Here is a 17,998-nt window from a genome sequence, read left to right as displayed (position 1 = left end):
GAGGGCTATGCACGGCCCCTACCGCGCCCGTAGGGTCTCGCCATGGCTGTGGAGGAGCGCCGAGGGACGCTGCACCCTGCCGGTCCGCCGGTGCACACGTCCCTGCGCGGAACCGCGGCCATCACGCTCGACGGGATCGACGAGCGCTGGGGGACGACGATCGAGCGCGAGGGCGTGTCGAGCGCGCGCGTGGAGCGCGCGATCCGGCGGGCGACCGCCGAGGGCGGCATGGCCGGGCTCGACGAGCGCTGGCTGGCGTTCCTGCGCGAGCACATCCAGGTGGCGGCGTTCATCGCCCAGGACTGCGCACGGATCCTCGACCGCGCCGCGGACCGCTGCAGCTGGGGGCCTGTCGCGCGCAACATCGCGCTCGAGTCCTCGATGCAGACCCGACAGGCGCAGGCGGTCGTCCTCTACGCCATCGACCTCGAGCGCGTCGTGGGCGACATGCCGCTGGAGCGCGCCCGCGCGCAGTGGCGCGCCGCGGCGACCTGGCAGCCCGCGCGGCGGATGCTCGAGACGCTCGCCGTCCGCGACGACTGGGCCGAGATCGTCGTCGCGATCAACCTCTGCTTCGAGCCGCTCGTCGCGCAGCTCATGCGGTTCGAGTGGGGCTCGCGGATCGCGCACGAGCTCGGCGACCCGGTGACGCCCGTCGTCGCCGAGGCGACGCAGATCCAGCAGGCGTGGCTGCGCGACTGGACCGGCGCGATCGTGCGCGGTGCGATCGCAGACCCGACCCACGGCGCGCACAACCACGCCGAGCTGCGGCGCTGGATCGCCCGCTGGGGCGCCGCCGCGCAGGAGGCGGCCCGGACCGCCGCCGCGGCCGCGGCGACGCTGCCCGGGGAGCGGACCGCCGACGAGGCGCTCAAGCGCGTCCTCGCCGACCACCGCGACATCGTCGAGAGCCTGGAGCTCGGGTGAGCGGGCGGCCGTCAGGCGCGGGTGTTGCCCGCGCCCTGCTGGGACAGCCGCACGTAGCGGGAGACCGCCTCGGCGCGGTTGCTCGCGCGCAGCTTGCGCAGGATGTGCTTCACGTGGGACTTCACCGTCCCCTCGGAGACGACGAGCTTCTTGGCGATCCCGCCGTTGGTCTCGCCCAGCGCCATCAGACGGATGACGTCCAGCTCGCGCGGGGTCAGCAGCGACTCGAGCCGGTTGTCGGCGGCGACGAACATCGCGGCCGCCGAGCGGGCGACGACCTGGTTCTCGCCGTCGAAGCGGGCGACCTCGACGTCCGCGTCGACGAACTCGTCCATGACCGCGAGGATCGAGGAGTTCGCCCGGCGGACCTCCTGGCGCAGCGCGTTCAGCCGCGTCAGCAGGGTCGCGCGCTCGTAGGCGTGACCGAACCCCTCGGCGAACATCCACAGCAGGTCGCGGTCGACCTCGTCGACCGTGCGGCGCTGCAGCTGGCAGTCCGCGTGGATCAGCGCGATGACCCGGCCCTGCGGCATCACCGGGGCGGCGACGTAGGAGCGGACGCCCGCGGCGGCGGCGATCTTTTGGTGCACGCGCGGGTCGGCGTGCGCGTCGGGGACGAGGACCGGTCCGCGGCGCCGCAGCATCTCGGACTCGAGCAGCAGGTGGTTGAGCTGCAGCGGCTCCGCCTGCCCGACGCGCAGCACCTCGCGCGCGAGCTCGGGCTCGTGCGGGCTGTGGAACTCCGCGACGTGCCCGGTGGAGCCGTCCACGCGCGTGATCATCACGCGGTCGAAGCCGCAGCGCGCGACCTCGCCGGCGAGGCGGCTCATCATCTGGTCGACCGTCGTCATGCTGCGCAGCCGGCTGAGCGCCGCGTTGACCTGCGCGAAGCCGCGGATGCGGCGGTTGAGCGCCGCCTCGCGGACGTCGCCGCGCAGCGTCGCGAGCCGCAGGACGAGCGTCCCGGCGAGCGCGCGGCCCGCGTCGGCGTCGGGGCCCCGCTCCTCGTCCTCGAGGACGGCTACCAGCCAAGCACCCGATTCGTCGAGCAGCTGTTGTGCGGATCCCACATCCGTCGGGGCCTGCGCGGCGGTAGGGTCCTCGCCGGAGAGGCTGGCTGCCTCGCGCCACAGCGCGAGCACGGCCCCGGCGAGCCCAGGCGCGTCGAGGGGCGGTCCGTCGCTCCACTCACCGACACCCGTCGACGCCACCAGACTTCCTCCCGTAGAGCTGAACCACCTGTAGCGACCATACCGGCCACCGACGCGGGGAGGCGTCGGGGACCGTGGAGGAGGAGAGCACGTTGACCGAGATGCCAGCCGGAGAGCAGACCACCACGATGAGCCCCATCGATCCACAGCGCATGGCGGAACTGACCGCCGACTTCTTCAACAGCGGAGCCACCGATCAGCGCATCGGTGAGCGGCTCGCTCTCGCGCAGACCACCGTCCACATCCACTACTCGGAGACCGCCGGGGTCACGCTGGACCTGACGAAGGCGCCGATCCACGCCGAGCCCGACATCGTCGGGCAGGCGGAGATCCAGCTGTACGGCACGCCCGAGCTGTTCATCGAGATGGTCCAGCGCAAGAAGCAGATGGCGATGGCGATCACGCGCGGCGAGCTGGCCTACGAGGGTCCGGTCCGCAAGTTCCTGCGGATCGTGCCGATCATGCGCTCGCTCGACTTCAGCACCTGGGACGAGCTGTTCCAGGGCAACGGCAACGGCAGCGGCCCGACGGCCTAGGAGCGGCGGGCGGCGTAGCGTGGACGAGTCGACGACTCGGATCCCGGCCGACGTCGCCTCCGACCGTGCCGCCCCGGCGGCCGCCTGGCCGCCGCGCGTGCCGCGGTCCGCGCACGACGCACGGCTGGGCGTCCGCGTCGTCGGCGCCCTCGACGCGGCCGCGCGTCTGCTCGAGTGGGACCTCTGGGAGGGGGACGACGGCGAGCACGAGGACGCCGTCGCGCTCGTGGAGGTCGCGCGCTCGGTCGTCGCCGAGCGGATCCGCGCGGGCGCCGATCTCGACCGCGAGCACCTCGTCGCGCTCTGCGACCTGCTCGTCACGCTCGAGGACCTGCGGCGCGAGCTGCGCGACAACGAGGTCGACGAGCGGCTGCGCGCGCTGACCGGCGTGCAGGCCGGGCTCGGGCGGCTGCGCGGGATCGCGTCGGTCTCGACGATCCTCGACCTCGCCCCGCAGGAGGTCTGCCGCTCGTGCGGCTTCGACCGGGCGATCCTCTTCCGCGTGCAGAACAGCCAGCTGATCGCGGAGGCCGTCCACTGGGAGAACGACCCGGACGGGGCCGCGACGCTGCTGGAGGTCGCGCGGGAGAACCCGGCCGACCTGACGCACATGCTGCTGGAGACCGAGATGATCCGCCGCCGGATCCCGATGCTCGTCGCCGACGCCAAGGGCGACCCGCGCGTGCACCGCACGATCGCCGACGCGGCCGACACGCACTCCTACGTGGCGGCGCCGATCATGCCCGAGGGCCGGGTCATCGGCTTCCTGCACGCCGACCGCTACCTGCAGCAGCGCCACGTCGACGAGTTCGACCGCGAGATGCTCTGGGCGTTCGCGGAGGGGTTCGGCTACGCGTTCGAGCGCACCGTGCTGACCGAGCGGATGCGCGCGCAGCGCGACCAGGTCCGCAGCATGGTGCAGTCGACCGAGCAGCTCATGAACGAGCTCTGCGACACCGAGATCGCCGTGTCGCACGTCGAGGGCGAGGACTCCGCCGGCGTCGGGCGGGCGGCGGCGATGCTCGCGTCCGGGCCGTCGCGGCTGGACCAGCTGCTGACGCGCCGCGAGGTCGAGGTCATCAAGCTCATGGCCGCCGGGGAGACGAACGCCGGGATCGCCAGCCGCCTCGTGATCTCCGAGGGCACCGTGAAGTCCCACGCCAAGCACATCCTGCGCAAGCTCCGTGCCGCGAACCGGGCCGAGGCCGTCTCGCGATACCTGCGGATCAGCGCGCTCGGCGACCAGCAGTGAGCACGAGGGACGGGACCGACGGGCCGGGTCCGCGCGCGGACCGGCGGCACGCGCACGGGTCAGTGCGCGGGCAGCGTCACGAGGCGGTCGCTGACCGCGCGGGCGAGCTCCTCGTCGCGCGTGGTGAGCAGCACGCTCGTGCCGCGCTCGGCCTGCGCCTCGCGCAGCGCCGCGACGACCGTGGGCAGCGAGTCCACGGCGAGGCCGTCCTCGACCGCGTCGACGACGAGCAGCGGCGAGCGCAGGGCCAGGGCGCGGGCGAGCGCGAGCCGCTTGCGCGCGTCGCGGTCCAGCTCCCCCGGCCGGGCGCGCGCGGCGCCGTCGAGGCCGAACCGCGCCAGCTCCTGCAGGGCGACCTGCTCGCGCCGGCGGTCCGGGACCCGGCCCACCTCGCGCATCGGGAAGGCGACGTTCTCGAGCACGTCGACCCCGTCGAAGATGCCGTAGCCGCCGTCGTCGGCGGCCGCGCCTTGAAAGACGACCGCGAGGCGGCGCTGCAGCAGGCGGCGCGCCCGGCGGCCGCCCCGGCCGACGTCCTTTCCGGCGACCACGACCGCACCCTCGTCGGCCTTCTCGAGCCCGACGAGCAGGCGGAACGCGACGGTCTTGCCCGCGCCCGGCGGGCCGACCAGCGCGACGCTCTCGCCGACGCGCGCGCCGAAGCTCACCCCGTCGAGCACCCGACGGCCGTCGACGCGGTGGCGCACCTCCACGAACTCGAACGCCCACGCCATCCAACCGAGGTTCGCCGCCCCCGGCGGGGACCCTGCCCCGAGAGGAGCGATCCGTGACCACCGCACCCGAGCAGCGCATCCGCGAGCACCTGGAGCGTCGCGGCGGCGCGACCGAGGTCGAGGTGCTGCGCCTGCTGCGCACCTGGGGCCACGACGATCCGACCGCCGCCGACCGGCGTGCGGTGCTGCGCGCGCTGGAGGCCGAGGGCATCGCCGTCAGCCCGGAACTCGCCGACGCCGCGCCCGGCACGACGATGCGCCTCACGCTCGCCGACGGCAGCGCGGACGTCGCGCGCCCCGATGGTTTCCTCACGCGCACGCGCGGGCGCGCGCGTGCGAGGAGGGACAGCGACCCCGCCACCCCGGAGGCGGCGCCCACCCCGGCCGCGCGCCCGGAGGACCTCGAGCCCGTCGAGATCCCGCCGGAGCTGCCGCGCGTCCTCACGACCGTCGGCGCGATCCTGCTGATGGCCTCGCTGTTCCTGCCGTGGTTCGGCGCCGACCGGGCGGGGATCGAGGTCGCGGACCTCTCCAGCGGCTGGCAGTGGCTGTCGGTGCTCGACGTGCTGCTCGCCGTCGTGGCGGTGACCGCGGTCGCGCAGCTCGCGACCGATGCGCTCGGCGAGCTCGGGGCCCGCGGCGTCGCGGTCGCCGCGATCGTCGCGATGGCGGCCACCACCGCGCGGCTCGTCTCCCCGCCGGACGACGCCCTCTCGGGCCTGACGATCGAGGTCAGCCGCAAGGTCGGGCCGTTCGTGGCCCTGCTCGCCCTCGCGGTCATCGTCGTCGGCGCGGCGGTGCGCACGTCCCCATCCCTCTCCCGGGAGGGCACAGTCTCCCTGCGTGGGCAGGACTCCGGGGACGCGCCGAACTAGGTTCGGTCCGTCACCCCGAATCTGGAGGAGTACCGCCGCATGCCCACCACCGCCACCGCCGCGATCCTGCGCGAGGTCAACGAACCGCTCACGCTGGAAGAGGTCCAGGTCGCCGACCCGGCCGAGGGCGAGGTGCTCGTCAGGATGGTCGGCGCGGGCATCTGCCACACCGACGCCACCGGCATCGACGGCACGATCCCGCTGCCGCTCCCCAGCGTGCTCGGCCACGAGGGCTCCGGCGTCGTCGAGGCCGTCGGCGAGGGCGTCACCGACCTGGCCCCGGGCGATCACGTCGTCCTGACCTTCGGGCACTGCGGCGACTGCAAGTACTGCAACAAGGACCGCCCCGCCTACTGCGAGATGTTCGCGCCGCTGAACTACTTCGGCACCCGCATGGACGGCACCGTCACGATGAGCCAGGGTGACGAGGACGTCCACGGCTGCTTCTTCAGCCAGTCGTCGTTCTCCACCTACGCGATCGCGCTCGCGACCAACGCGATCAAGGTCGACAAGGACCTGCCGCTCGAGCTGCTCGGCCCGCTCGGCTGCGGCATCCAGACCGGGTCGGGCACCGTGCTGAACGCGCTCAACCCGTCCGCCGGCGACAGCATCGCGATCTTCGGCATGGGCGGCGTCGGGCTCTCCGGCGTCATGGGCGCCAAGATCGCGGGCTGCGAGCAGATCATCGCGGTCGACATCAACGACGAGCGCCTCGCGCTCGCCCGCTCGCTCGGCGCGACGCACACGTTCAACGCCAAGGAGCACAAGGACCTCGTCTGGGACATCATGGGCGTCGCCGCCCCGGGCGTCGACTTCGCGCTCGACGCGGTCGGCACCAACGAGGTGATCCGCCAGGCGCTCGAGGTCACCCGCTCCCCCGCCCGGATCGCCACCGTCGGCTTCCAGGGCCTGCAGCACGACATCACGATCGACCAGGGCCACCTGCTGCTCGGCCGCGAGCTGTGCGGCGTCATCGAGGGCGACGCCAACCCGAAGGACTTCATCCCCGCCCTGACCCGGCACTACGCCGACGGCGAGTTCCCGTTCGACAAGCTGATCAAGACCTACAAGTTCAGCGAGATCAACGAGGCCTTCGAGGCCGCGCACAACGGCTCGGTCGTCAAGCCGGTCATCGTCTTCGACTGACGGTCACGCACCCGCGGGCCGGTCGCCACGCGACCGGTCCGCGGCGGTCAGCCGACGGGGCCGCCGGGCTGCTCGTGCTCGCCGTCGTGGGCGCGCGCGTGCAGCCCGAACTTGCGGCGCTGCTCCTCGATGCGCTGGCGCTTGGCGTCGCGATGGCGCTTGCTGCCGTTCTGCCGCATCGTCACGGCGCTCGCGACGATCGGCCCGAACACGAGCCCCCAGGTGCCGATGACGATCGCGTACATGAACCAGCCGGCGCTGCCGAGGCGGCTGATCATCGTGAGGCCCAGGATCGCCGGGATCACGAACCCGATGACGCAGACCCCGATCAGGCCGACGCTGCCGATGTTGGCCATGAGGTCGGCCATCCGCTGACGGGCCGTGCCCTCGCGGGCGAGCTCCGCGTCGCGCTCTTCCTTGCTCTTGCGTCCCGGAGCGGTGTTCATGACGCCCTGGACGGTAGCAACGCCCGGTGCACGAGCAGGGCGGCCTCGAGCTCGACGCGCCGGTCGCCGACGCGACGGCCCAGCAGCGCCTCCGCCTGGCGGATGCGGTAGGCGACGGTCTTCTGGTGGACGAACAGCCGCTGCGCCGCCCCGACGTGGCTCTCGCCGCACGCGAGGTAGGCGGTCAGCGTCTCGCGCAGCCGCTCCATCGTGTCGTCGTCGGTCGCGGCGAGCGGCCCGAGCTCGCTGACCGCCAGCGCCCGCGCGCGCTCCGTGTCGGCGCACAGCACGGCGAGCAGCGCGACGTCCCGGTGGTGGGTGACGCCGCCGCCACCGCGCAGCACGGCGATCCGGCGCGCGTCGAGCGCCTCCCGGTAGCCCGCGCGGAACCCGGCGATGCCGGGCGCGAGCTCCCCGAGGCCCACCGGCTCCTCGAGTGACACGGCCGCGACGACCGCGTCGAGCGCCGACGGGACGGGCGGGCGCTCGAACGCCAGCCACACGACCCAGGCGACGTCCCAGCGGGCCGAGACCGCGGCGGCGTCCCCGACGACCCGCAGGCGGCTGACGAGCTGGCGGACCGCCGGCTCGCTCAGCTCCGGGGGCAGCGCGATCGCGAGGTGCAGCGCCTCCTGGGGGTACCCGAGCCGGGCGAGCGCGTCCTCCGATCCGGCGGTGTCGAACAGCGCGGCGCGCACCAGCTCCTCCGGTGACACGTCGAGGCCCTGCCGGCGGCGCCGGCGGGTCTCCGCCCAGCTGTCGACGAGCTCCTGTGAGATCCGGTCCACCGCCTGGAGCATGTTCGCGGTGCTCGCGGCGAGGACCGCGTGCTGCTCCGCGGCGTCGTGGACGTGCTCGGCGACGTGCGCCGCCCAGACCTGCCACAGCTCGGCGATGCCGATGCGGTAGCCGCGCAGGACCGTGGTCAGCCCGTCCTCGTGGTCGGCGAGCCGCTCGAACAGCTCGAGCGCCCCGGCCGACGGCATCGTCGCCCGGCCCGGGACGCCGTAGGCGAGCAGCGCGAGGATCGCCCCGACGTTCGCCTGCGTGGAGTGCAGCGTGGCCTCCGCGGTCGTCGGGTCGTCGGGATCCACGAGCGCGGGCTCGGTCGCGATCGCGCGGCGGTTGACGACGTCGGCGATCGCGTCGGCGTGCTGGAGCAGCTCGGTGGCGAGCTCCGCGATCCTCGCGGTGACCTCGGGCGCGACACGCGTCGCGGCATCGACGCTCGCGTCGAGCGCGACCGGGGGCGTCAGCGTGCCGGTGTCCTGGGCGCGACCCATCTCCTCCGGGCGAGCATAGCCCGCGCGGAGGCATCGGTCCCCCGGTCTTGTCGCCCGCGGCGGTATGCGGGCGCGCCCGCATCGCAGAGGCTCGCGCCATGAGCACGATCGAGCGCTTCACCGCCGCCGACGACCTGCTGCACGACATCGGCACCGCACCCCACGTGCGCGAGTCGTACTTCTTCGTGCTGCCGCTGCCCTCGGAGGGGATCGCCGCGATGGTCTACGCGTGGCGGACCGGGGCCACCGGGCAGTTCGGGCGGCTGGTCGCGATCGGCGGCGAGGACATCGGCGCGCCCCGAGTGTTCGACATCGTCGACGGGGTCGACCTCGTCGGCGACGACCTCGACGACTGCGAGATCGCGGGCCTGCACATCCGCCACCCCGAGCCGCTGCGCCGCGCGTCGTTGTCGTTCTCCAGCGACGCGGTGACGCTCGACGTCACCGTCGAGGGGCTGCACCGCCCCGTGTCCTGGCACGAGAACCCCGACGGCTGCCCCGCGTGGGCGGCGACCGACCGCTACGAGCAGTCGGTGCGCACCTCCGGGACGCTGCGCGTGGACGGACGCGAGATCGCGATCGACGGGATCGGCCACCGCGACCACTCCTGGGGCCCGCGCGAGTGGGGGGGTCATCCAGCACTGGAAGTGGATGAACGCCGCGACCCCGGACGGGTCGGTGTCGCTGCACGCCTGGGAGTCCAGCGCGCTGGGAGCGCGCCATCGGCTCGGCTACGTCAACCGCGGCGGCGAGATCGCGGTGATCACCGACCTGCGCGTCGAGTCGTCGCTGGACGACGCGCTCGTGCACCGGTCGCTGACCGCGACGATCCTCGACGAGACCGGACGCGAGACGGTCTTCACGGCCGCCTACCGCGCGGGCGTGGCGCTGCCGTTCAGCGGCCTGCTGCTGTACGAGAACGCGATGGACGCCACGATCGACGGGGCGCCGGCGATCGCCCACGTCGAGCACGGCTGGCCGCAGCCGTACGTGGAGCAGCTGCGACGCTGAGCGCGGCAACGTGCCCGGTGCGGGGGTCGGGGACCGCCCGGCGGACCACTCGGGTTAGGATGCCCTAATGGTCAGTCACACCGTCGGCGACCGCACCGCCGACACCCCCACCCCCGCCCGCCCGCAGGCGGGCGCCGGGTCCGGCCGCCGCCTGCTCGTCTGGGCGCTCGGACTCCTCGTCCTCGGCGGCGCCGTGTACCTCATGGCGACCGCGAGCACCGGCCCGGTCGACCCGACCGAGGCCAGCGCGCCGCAGAGCCGCGGCACCGTGATCTTCAACGCGTCGATGATCGTCTTCCGCGAGGGCCTCGAGGCGATCCTCATCTTCGCCGCGATCATCGCGAGCTTCCAGGGCGCCAACGCCACCCGGCGGCGACCCGTGGTCCTCGGCGCCGGCGTGTCGTTCCTCGCGGCGATCGCGACGTGGTTCGCGGTCGGCGCGCTGCTCGACGCCGCGTCCCCGCTCGGCGCGCGGCTGGAGGCGATCACGGGCTTCATCGCGATCGTCGTCCTGCTGCTCGTCCTCAACTGGTTCGTGCACAAGGTGTACTGGACCGGCTGGATCGCCAAGCACCACCGCCAGCGCCGCAAGGTGCTCGGACGCGTCGGCGTCTCCGCGACCTTCGGCCTCGTCGCCCTCGGCTTCACGAGCGTGTACCGCGAGGGCTTCGAGGTCGTGCTGTTCCTGCAGAACCTGAAGCTCACCGCGGGCAGCGGCGTCGTGCTCGAGGGCGTCGCGCTGGGCCTCGCGGCCACGGCGCTCGTCGGGCTCGTCACGTTCCGCCTGCAGCGCAGCCTCCCCTACAAGAAGATGCTCATCAGCACCGGCGTGCTGATCGGCGTCGTGCTCGTGGTCATGGTCGGCGGCACCGCGCTGTCGTTCATCGACCTCGGCTGGATCCCCGGCCACGCCACGCCGTTCACGGTGCCCGAGTGGATGGGCTCGTGGTTCGAGGTCTACTCCTACTGGGAGACGCTCGCCGCCCAGGCGCTCGCCGCGGTGTTCGTGATCGGCTCCTACTACGCCGCCGAGTACGTGCGCGTGAAGCGCCCCCGCCGGCGTGGCGAGGCGGTCGCGCAGCGCGCCGCCGTCGCCCCCACGGCCTGAGCCGCGCACCGGTGCCCGGGCCGACCGCCCGGGCACCGCGGCCGTCTCGCGTAGGGTCGGGCGCCCATGCCCGACCTCTGGAACGCCGTCAAGGACCTGCCGGTCACCATCGAGTCGTCGGCCTGCGAGCCGCTGCTGCCCGCCGGCCCGACCGGCATCGAGGACGCCTCGACCACGCAGCTGCGCCTGCACGGCCGCGGCGAGGAGGGGCCTCGGCGAGCAGGTCGGCACCCCGACCACCCAGGCGGGCCTGCGCGCGCTCGACCTGCCGCTCGCCGGGACGTGGCCGACGCTCGCCGCGTTCCTCGCCCACCTCGACACGCTCGAGCTGTGGCCCGCGGGCCCGCCCGAGTACGAGCTCGAGCGCCACTGGCGGCGCTGGACCTTCGAGTCCGCCGCGCTGGACCTCGCGCTGCGCCAGGCGCGCACGACGCTGCCCGAGGTCCTCGGGCGCGCGCCGCGACGGGTGACCTTCGTCAACTCGTTCGGGCTCGGCGACCCGCCGGACGCCGCCCGGGTCGCGTCGCGCCGCGCGGCCAACCCGACCGTGGGCTTCAAGCTCGACGTCGAGCCGTCGTGGACCCAGGCGATCATGGACGAGATCGCGGCCGTGCCCGGCGTGACCGTCATCGACTTCAAGGGCCGCTACGACCTCGACGTCGCCGACGAGGGCGCGCTCCTGGCCATGTACGAGCGCGCGATCGCGACGTTCACCGACGTCTGGTTCGAGGACCCCCACGACGACCGTCCCGCGGTCGTCGACCTGCTCGGCCCGGTGCGCGATCGCGTCTCCTACGACGCGCCGATCGTCGGCGTCGCGTCGCTGCAGGAGACCGCCCTCACCCCGTCGATCGTCAACGTCAAGCCGTGCCGCGTCGGGCGCCTGGAGGAGCTCTCGCGGCTGTACGCGCACTGCGAGGACCACGGCATCCGCATGTACAACGGCGGCATGGGCGAGCTCGGGGTCGGGCGCGGGCAGGCGCAGCTGCTCGCCGCGCTGTTCCACCCCGACGCCCCGAACGACATCGCGCCCCCCCGCGTTCAACCTGCTCGACGTGCCCGCGGGCGTGCCGTCGAGCCCGCTGGACCCGGCGCCCGACCGCGGCTTCCGCCGGCGCTGAGCCACGCTCCGGCGGCGCCGCGCGATCAGGCCGCGGCGCGCCAGGCGAGCAGGCGCTGCAGCCGCTCGTCCTGCTCGGGGTCCGCGAGCGCCGGGGCGACCCGGGAGACGATCCCGCGGTCGCCGTCGACGGCGAGGAGGTCCCCCTCCTGCACCGCGACCCCGTCGACCGTGGCCCCCGCCCCGGAGATGCGGACCTCCCCGACGCCGCAGACCGCCGGACGGTCCATCCCGCGCGCGACGACCGCCGCGTGCGAGGTGCGCCCGCCGCGACCGGTGACGATCGCGACGCTCGCGATGAACCCGTGGATGTCCGACGGGGACGTCGTCGGCCGCACGAGCACCACGTCCCGCCCCTGCTCCTTCAGGGCGGCCGCCCGGTGCGCGTCGAAGACCGCGGTGCCGACGCCCGCGCCCGGCGAGGCCGCGCAGCCGCGCGCGAGCACGTCGCCGTCGGACGCCGCGTCCGCGAACCGCGGCGCGTGCGCCGCGGCGAGCTGCGCGTCGGTCAGCCGCTCCCCGGCCTCCCGCTCCTCGAGCACGCCCTCGTCGACGAGGTCGACGGCGACGCGCACGGCGGCCCGGCCCGACCGCTGCGCGCGACGGTACTGCAGGATCCACAGGCGGCCCTGCTCGATCGTGAACTCGCACTCGACGAGGTCGCGCTCCTCGCGCTCCAGCAGCGCCAGCGCGTCGGCGACCGCGCGCGCCGCGTCGGGGAGCCGGTCCTCGAGCGCGGTCAGCGGCAGCGGGTCGGCGACGCCCGCGACGACGTCCTCGCCCTGCGCGTCGAACAGCACGTCCCCGTACACGCCGGGCTCGCCGGTCGCGGGATCGCGGCTGAACGCCACGCCGCTGCCGGAGTCCTCCCCCCCGGTTGCCGAAGACCATCGCCTGCACGACGCACGCGGTGCCCATCGCCTCGTCGATCCCGCGGTGCTCGCGGTAGGCGATCGCGCGCGGCGACCGCCACGAGGAGAACACGGCCCCGAGGCACTCGCGGACCTGCTCGCGCGGGTCGGCGGGGAACGGGTCGCCCTCGCGGGCGAGCAGGTCGCGCAGCACCGCGGCCTCGCCGCGCGCGGTGCGCGCCCCGTCGTCCGGGCCGTCGGGCAGCGCGTCGAACAGCGCGTCCTCGACCGTCGCCTCGGACAGGCCGCGGACGGTCGTGGCGAACGTGTGCAGCAGCCGCACGTACGAGGTCCACGCGAACGCCGGGTCCTGCGTCTGCTGCGCGAGCGCCTCGACGAGCTCGTCGTTGAGCCCGACGTTGAGGATCGTGTCCATCATGCCCGGCATCGAGACCGGCGCGCCCGAGCGCACCGACACGAACAGCGGGGCTGACGGGTCGCCCAGGCGACGGTCGAGCCGCCGCTCGAGCGCGTCGAGCTGCGCGTCGACGGCCGCGCGCAGCTCGTCCGTCAGCGCGCCGTCGGCGAGGTAGGCGCGGCCGGCGTCGGTGCCGACGACGAAGCCGGGCGGCACCGGCAGGCCCAGCGCGACCATCGCGACGAGTCCCGCCCCCTTGCCGCCCAGCAGCGCCTTGTCGGCCGCCACCTCGGCGTCGAAGGGGACGACGGTCACCGAGGTGGCGGGCACGGCTAGTAGGACCCCTCGAGCTCGCGGTCGATCTCGAGGATCTGGATGTAGTCCTCGTGCAGCTCCATCCAGACCGTGTGCAGCGAGTCGGTCTGCGGGCTGGTGACCTGCTCGTGGTCGCCGGCCTCCGCGGCGGACAGGGCGGCGCGCAGGCGCGGCCCGTAGTCGGCGAACCGCGCGACGACCTCGCCCGAGCGCCGCAGCGCGGGCTCGACGCGATCGACGAGCGCGGAGAGATCGGCCAGCAGCGCCGCGCGGGCACCCTCGTCGGCGTCGTGCCAGCGGGCGCAGGCGGCCTTGAAGTCGCCGTTGATCGGCAGGAAGCGGTCGTAGACGGCCTGCAGCCGCTCGGTGTCCGCACCGCCGCGCTCGGCGGCCAGCAGCGCCTGGTGGACCGCGGTGCCCGCCTCGCTGAGCAGCGCGCCCGCGGCGGTCGTCGCGACGAGGCCCGCCTCGGCGAGCGCGCCGACCGCCTGCGGCGGGTCGGGCAGCATGCCGCGCAGCGCGATGCGGTGCAGGAGCGGGAAGTGCTCGGCGTGCGCGGACGCGTCGATGCCGCCGACGTGGCTGACCGGCGGGGACAGCAGGCCCATGAGGAACGCCTGCGGCACGATCGCCGCCGCCTGCTTGTCGCGGACCAGCGGGTAGTACGCCTCCATCGCCAGCGGGTCGATCTCGAAGAAGTCGTGCTCCTCCACGAGCTGCTCCCAGACGCCGGCGCGGCGGGCCATCGGCGCGACGAACTCCGTGTAGTAGACCTGCGCGCCGCACATGATCTTGTCGCGCGGCGACATCGAGGCGATCCGCTTGTAGAGCTTCGTCGTCGTGGTGTCGCAGCGCTCGAGGATCAGGCGCATCTCGTCCTCGTCGACGCGGCGCAGCTCCTCCACCGGCGTGTCGTACCGGTCCCGCGCGTAGACGGCCATGCCGGTGAGGCTGTCCAGGTAGTTCGACGGCTCGCTGAACAGGGTGCCGATGTCCAGGACGTTGACCTGCAGGTCGTCCTTCGGATGGAAGACCATCGCCTGCGTCAGCGCGTGCGGGAGGTCCTCGGCGACGTCGTGCCAGTGGTAGGCCGGGTCGTGCAGGAAGTGGTCGCGCACGATCATGAAGCCGCCGTCGGGCAGCGGGTACGGGCCGCTGTCGCACAGGCCCGAGCGGTTGTCGAAGTGCAGCAGGAAGCCGGTGATCTCGGTCGTCGCGTTGAAGCGCTGGTACAGGCCGCGCTGGTCGTCACCGGAGAACGGCTGCACGTCGGCGGCGAAGCGGTCGATCCACGACCGGTCGAGGACCGGCGCCCGGTAGCCGCGCGAGGAGGAGAACAGCTCGCCGCCGTCGCCCCAGAAGCCCGCCATCAGGCGGCGCTGGAACTGGACGAGCTTCTCGACGCCGTCGGTGTCGTGGTCGAGGTCGATGAGGCCGAGCTTGTGCAGCAGGCCGCGGCCGAACAGCGGCGTGATCGCCGAGCACCAGAGGTGCAGCTGGTTGACCTTCGAGCCGGGCTCGCGGCGCGGGATGGCACCGAGCTCGATCACGCCGTCGACGCCGAGCTTCTCGGTGATCACGTCGACGAAGGTCGGGAAGCGCAGGTACTGGTTGATGCAGCCGAACGCCTCGTACTCCTGGCGGGGGATCAGGCCGGACTCGCCCTCGGTGGAGCGCAGCGCCAGCGCGTCCCACACGTTCCAGGCGGCGTAGTCGTTGAAGTCGTTGATCTCGTCGGGGGTCAGGCGGCGGCGCAGCGACTCGTCGGACAGGACCGACACGTCGGTCTTCAGCCGGTCGCGCAGCTGCTGGTCGCCCTCGGCGCCGTGCGGGACCTCGCCGCGGAAGTGGTGCAGGAGCGGGATGACCTGCTCCATCTGGGCGGCGAGCGCCTGCTCCTCCGCGGTCGGCTCGCCGCGACCGCCCTCGCTCGGGGCGCCGGGCTCGATCGCGACCCGGCCCTCGGGGGTCGAGATGTCCAGGCGCACGACGGCGCCGTCGGCGGGGATGATCTCGCCGCGGCTGGAGCGCACGCCGTCCTCGAACTGCACGCCCATGACGCAGGGGATGCCGTACTCGCGCGAGAGGATCCCGAGGTGCGACTCGGGTGCGCCCTGCAGGGTGATGACGCCCTTGACGCCCGCGGTGAGCGCCGGGGTGAGGAACGTCGTGGTGCCGCCGCGGGCGAGGACGATCGTGTCGGCGACGTCGTCGCGCTGCACGAACTGGATGACCGCCTGGGGCGAGTCGAGCCACGCGACCGGGCCCTCGACGGGCTCCGGGCGGGTGAAGACGGCGCGCCCGGCACCGATCGTCTTGAACTCCTCTGCAGTGGCCATTCGTGCTCCTCCTCGACGGGTGACTGAGGCCGATGCTCGCCGCGTCCCGGCCGCGATGCACCCGCGCGGGCGGACAGGACGGGCGCGGCGGTCTGTCCCCGGGAGAGCAACCGATGGGCCGTACGATGCGCCGATGCGCCCGACCGCCCTGCTGCTCGACTACGCCGGTGTGATGACCGAGGACATGTGGGCCTCCGTCGGGGGGTTCTGCGTGCGCCACGGCATCGCGCCCGAGCGGCTCGCCGGCGCCTACCGGCCGGGCGCCGACTTCTACGAGCTGTCGGTCGAGCTGGAGTGCGGCCGCGTGTCGGTGGAGGACTTCGAGCCGCGGCTGGCGGCGGTCCTCGGACTCGACGACCACACCGACCTGGTGCAGCGCCTCGTCGGCGGCCTCGGGGTCGAGCCGCGGATGGTGGAGGTCGTCGCCGCCGCCCGCGCGGCGGGCGTGCGGACGGTGCTGCTGTCGAACTCCTGGGGCGAGGCGATGTACGCCCCGGAGGTCCGGGCGCTCTGCGACGCGGAGGTGCTCAGCGGGCGGGTCGGGATCCGCAAGCCGTCCCCGGAGATCTACGCGATGGCGGTCGAGGCGGCGGGCGTCGCGGCGTCGGACTGCGTGTTCGTCGACGACCAGGAGGTCAACCTCCCTCCCGCCCGCGCGCTCGGGATCACGGCGGTGCACCACACCGACGCGGACGCGACGGTCGCCGAGCTGCGGCGCCTGCTGCACCTGTAGTCCCGCCGCGCTCAGGACATGTCCATCTGCCCGCCGGTTCCCGGGCACTCGCGGCTGTCATGCCCGCCGTCGTGGTGGTGCTGCCCGGCGTAGCAGGCCTGCTGCGCGCTCGTGCGGTACGGGCGGTCGATGTAGGCGTCGAGCCCGGCGTCCTGCACCGCGAGCAGGTCGCGGGCCTCGCGCGGGCTGATCGCCCCGGCGGCGACGCCGCGGCGGGCGCGGTCGGCGAAGAACGCGTGCAGGCGACCGTGGAGGCTGCGACCCGACAGGCCCCCGGCCGCGGCGATCCGGCGGGGCGTGCGACCGCGGTCGCGCAGCCGCAGGTAGCCGGCGGTGCTGACCCCGAACACCTGGCGGGCGTGCCGCGGGAGCTGGTGGGAGTGGTACACGTGGAACAGGAGGTGGCGGGCGAGGTGCGGCTGGGTGAGCGTGTCCAGCGCGCGGGCGCGGAGCGTCGCGAGCGGCGTGCCGCGGTGGTCGGCGGCGCGCGGCGCGACGAGCAGCGCGGCGAGGCGCCGCCGGTCGCGGTGGCCGTGGCGGGCGGCGAGCGCGCCGAGCGAGCGGTGGTCGTCGAGCCAGGCGTCGAGGTCCTGGCGGGTGACGTGCAGCAGCGACTCGAGGCGGGCCTCGTCGTAGGGCAGCCAGCTGCTCATGACCCAGACGTCGGACGGGAGCCAGTCGCCGCGGGCGCCCGCGGGAGCGTGGCTGTCGCGGGCGGCGGCGGGGCCCGCCGTGAGCGCGAGCGCGGCGAGGAACGCGAGGAGCAGGGTGGCGATGCGGGGCATGCGCCGAGGGTGCCCCGCCGGGCCCGGGCGCACGACCCACCCTGGGTGTCGCGATCCGACACCCGGCGGCGCGCGGCCGCCGGGCGCCGTGCGGCTCAGGCGCCGCGGTAGGGCGAGAAGTCGGGTGCCCGCTTCTCGTTGAACGCGGTGATGCCCTCCTTGGCCTCGTCGGTCTCGGTGAACATCATCAGGCTCGTCAGGGCCATCTGGCCGGTGCCGATGAACTGCTCGGTGTCGATGTTCATCGACTGCTTGAGGACCTTCAGCGCGGTCGGGCTGAGGTTGCAGATCTCGTCGGCCCACTGCCGGACCTCGGCCATGAGGTCGGCGGCGGGGACGACCTTGTTGACGAGACCCCACTCGAGGGCCTGCTCGGCGGTGTACTGACGGCACAGGAACCAGATCTCGCGCATGCGCTTCTCGCCGACGACGCGGGCGAGGTAGCCGGTGCCCAGGCCGGCGTCGAACGAGCCGACCTTCGGTCCCACCTGCCCGAACTTCGCGGTGTCGGCGGCGATGCTGAGGTCGCACAGCACGTGCAGGACGTGGCCGCCGCCGATCGCGAAGCCGTTGACGGCGGCGATGACCGGCTTGGGGATGTCGCGGATCGTGCGGTGCAGCGTCTCGATCTCGAACAGGCCCGTCTCGGAGGGGCCGTAGTCGCCGGTCTCGGCGCGCTGCTTCTGGTCGCCGCCGGTGGAGAACGCGCGGTCGCCGGCGCCGGTCAGGCAGACGACGCCGACGTCCCCGGAGGCCCACGCGTGCTTGAAGCACTTGATGAGCTCGTCGCAGGTCTTGGCGCGGAACGAGTTGAACCGCTCGGGGCGGTTGATCGTGATGGTCGCGAGACCGTTCTCGATCTCGTAGGCGACGTCGGTGAGGTCTTCGAAAATCGGCATGGGGATCTC

At 73.8% G+C, this 17,998-nt stretch carries 17 protein-coding genes and 1 pseudogene; 8 read left to right on the top strand and 10 right to left on the bottom strand.

Annotation, left to right across the window (positions count from 1 at the left end):
* Positions 1-42 precede the first annotated feature (42 nt).
* Entirely contained in the window at positions 43-927 is an 885-nt protein-coding gene (locus GKE82_RS16775; protein ID WP_154734073.1) for a hypothetical protein, read from the top strand.
* Between the two features lie 11 nt (positions 928-938).
* Here the strand turns inward: GKE82_RS16775 and GKE82_RS16770 are convergent, their stop codons facing one another.
* The gene (locus GKE82_RS16770) at positions 939-2,138 is read right to left on the bottom strand and encodes a LuxR C-terminal-related transcriptional regulator (RefSeq protein WP_154734072.1); all 1,200 of its coding nucleotides are present in this window, start codon (positions 2,136-2,138) and stop codon (positions 939-941) included.
* A gap of 128 nt (positions 2,139-2,266) precedes the next feature.
* Between GKE82_RS16770 and GKE82_RS16765 the strand changes: the two genes are divergently transcribed.
* Together GKE82_RS16765 and GKE82_RS16760 are read left to right on the top strand one after the other, a co-directional pair.
* On the top strand, positions 2,267-2,674 hold the full coding sequence (locus GKE82_RS16765) for an SCP2 sterol-binding domain-containing protein (protein ID WP_230316196.1): 408 nt from the start codon (positions 2,267-2,269) through the stop codon (positions 2,672-2,674).
* 19 nt (positions 2,675-2,693) lie between these two features.
* Positions 2,694-3,926: a LuxR C-terminal-related transcriptional regulator gene (locus GKE82_RS16760; RefSeq protein WP_154734070.1), complete on the top strand. Its 1,233-nt coding sequence runs from the start codon at positions 2,694-2,696 to the stop codon at positions 3,924-3,926.
* Positions 3,927-3,985: 59 nt separating this feature from the next.
* On the opposite strand, the gene GKE82_RS16755 is transcribed toward GKE82_RS16760, so the two are convergent.
* Entirely contained in the window at positions 3,986-4,660 is a 675-nt protein-coding gene (locus tag GKE82_RS16755) for an ATP-binding cassette domain-containing protein (RefSeq protein ID WP_154734069.1), read from the bottom strand.
* Positions 4,661-4,713: 53 nt separating this feature from the next.
* Here GKE82_RS16755 and GKE82_RS16750 point away from each other — a divergent pair, with 53 nt between their 5' ends.
* The gene (locus GKE82_RS16750; RefSeq protein ID WP_154734068.1) at positions 4,714-5,535 is read left to right on the top strand and encodes a hypothetical protein; all 822 of its coding nucleotides are present in this window, start codon (positions 4,714-4,716) and stop codon (positions 5,533-5,535) included.
* Between the two features lie 39 nt (positions 5,536-5,574).
* Positions 5,575-6,681, top strand: coding sequence for an NAD(P)-dependent alcohol dehydrogenase (locus GKE82_RS16745; protein WP_154734067.1), 1,107 nt, complete (start codon positions 5,575-5,577; stop codon positions 6,679-6,681).
* A gap of 47 nt (positions 6,682-6,728) precedes the next feature.
* On the opposite strand, the gene GKE82_RS16740 is transcribed toward GKE82_RS16745, so the two are convergent.
* From GKE82_RS16740 to GKE82_RS16730, 3 genes are read right to left on the bottom strand one after another with little or no spacing between them, the layout of a single operon-like run.
* The gene (locus GKE82_RS16740; RefSeq protein WP_107568183.1) at positions 6,729-7,127 is read right to left on the bottom strand and encodes a hypothetical protein; all 399 of its coding nucleotides are present in this window, start codon (positions 7,125-7,127) and stop codon (positions 6,729-6,731) included.
* Positions 7,124-8,410, bottom strand: a complete 1,287-nt coding sequence (locus GKE82_RS16735) for a CdaR family transcriptional regulator (RefSeq protein WP_154734066.1) — start codon at positions 8,408-8,410, stop codon at positions 7,124-7,126. Before GKE82_RS16735 ends, GKE82_RS16740 begins: the two co-directional genes overlap by 4 nt.
* Positions 8,380-8,871 (bottom strand): hypothetical protein, encoded by a 492-nt coding sequence (locus GKE82_RS16730; RefSeq protein WP_154734065.1) that lies wholly within the window; start codon positions 8,869-8,871, stop codon positions 8,380-8,382. Before GKE82_RS16730 ends, GKE82_RS16735 begins: the two co-directional genes overlap by 31 nt.
* Positions 8,872-9,061: 190 nt before the next feature.
* Here GKE82_RS16730 and GKE82_RS16725 point away from each other — a divergent pair, with 190 nt between their 5' ends.
* Both GKE82_RS16725 and GKE82_RS16720 read left to right on the top strand, forming a co-directional pair.
* Positions 9,062-9,421, top strand: coding sequence for a hypothetical protein (locus GKE82_RS16725; protein ID WP_154734064.1), 360 nt, complete (start codon positions 9,062-9,064; stop codon positions 9,419-9,421).
* Positions 9,422-9,488: 67 nt separating this feature from the next.
* Positions 9,489-10,529: an FTR1 family protein gene (locus GKE82_RS16720; RefSeq protein WP_154734063.1), complete on the top strand. Its 1,041-nt coding sequence runs from the start codon at positions 9,489-9,491 to the stop codon at positions 10,527-10,529.
* Positions 10,530-11,675: 1,146 nt separating this feature from the next.
* Here GKE82_RS16720 and GKE82_RS16715 read toward each other — a convergent pair.
* The 3 genes and pseudogenes from GKE82_RS16715 to GKE82_RS28755 form a co-directional block, all read right to left on the bottom strand.
* Positions 11,676-12,500 (bottom strand): PEP-utilizing enzyme, encoded by an 825-nt coding sequence (locus GKE82_RS16715; RefSeq protein WP_154734062.1) that lies wholly within the window; start codon positions 12,498-12,500, stop codon positions 11,676-11,678.
* Positions 12,501-12,531: 31 nt separating this feature from the next.
* A pseudogene (locus GKE82_RS31540) lies at positions 12,532-13,206 on the bottom strand (PEP/pyruvate-binding domain-containing protein); the annotation flags it as partial.
* Positions 13,207-13,250: 44 nt separating this feature from the next.
* On the bottom strand, positions 13,251-15,572 hold the full coding sequence (locus GKE82_RS28755; protein ID WP_230316195.1) for a PEP-utilizing enzyme: 2,322 nt from the start codon (positions 15,570-15,572) through the stop codon (positions 13,251-13,253).
* 133 nt (positions 15,573-15,705) lie between these two features.
* Here GKE82_RS28755 and GKE82_RS16700 point away from each other — a divergent pair, with 133 nt between their 5' ends.
* Entirely contained in the window at positions 15,706-16,305 is a 600-nt protein-coding gene (locus GKE82_RS16700; protein ID WP_196189271.1) for an HAD-IA family hydrolase, read from the top strand.
* Positions 16,306-16,316: 11 nt separating this feature from the next.
* On the opposite strand, the gene GKE82_RS16695 is transcribed toward GKE82_RS16700, so the two are convergent.
* A complete protein-coding gene (locus GKE82_RS16695) occupies positions 16,317-17,090 on the bottom strand; it encodes a hypothetical protein (protein WP_154734060.1) in 774 nt (257 codons plus the stop codon).
* Between the two features lie 95 nt (positions 17,091-17,185).
* On the bottom strand, positions 17,186-17,989 hold the full coding sequence (locus GKE82_RS16690; RefSeq protein WP_107568177.1) for an enoyl-CoA hydratase-related protein: 804 nt from the start codon (positions 17,987-17,989) through the stop codon (positions 17,186-17,188).
* Between the last annotated feature and the right edge of the window lie 9 nt (positions 17,990-17,998).

The sequence above is a fragment of the Conexibacter sp. W3-3-2 genome (assembly GCF_009707605.1).
Lineage (GTDB): Bacteria > Actinomycetota > Thermoleophilia > Solirubrobacterales > Solirubrobacteraceae > Paraconexibacter > Paraconexibacter algicola.
Note: the sequence above shows the minus strand (reverse complement) of the source record. Positions and strands in the feature narration are given on the sequence as shown.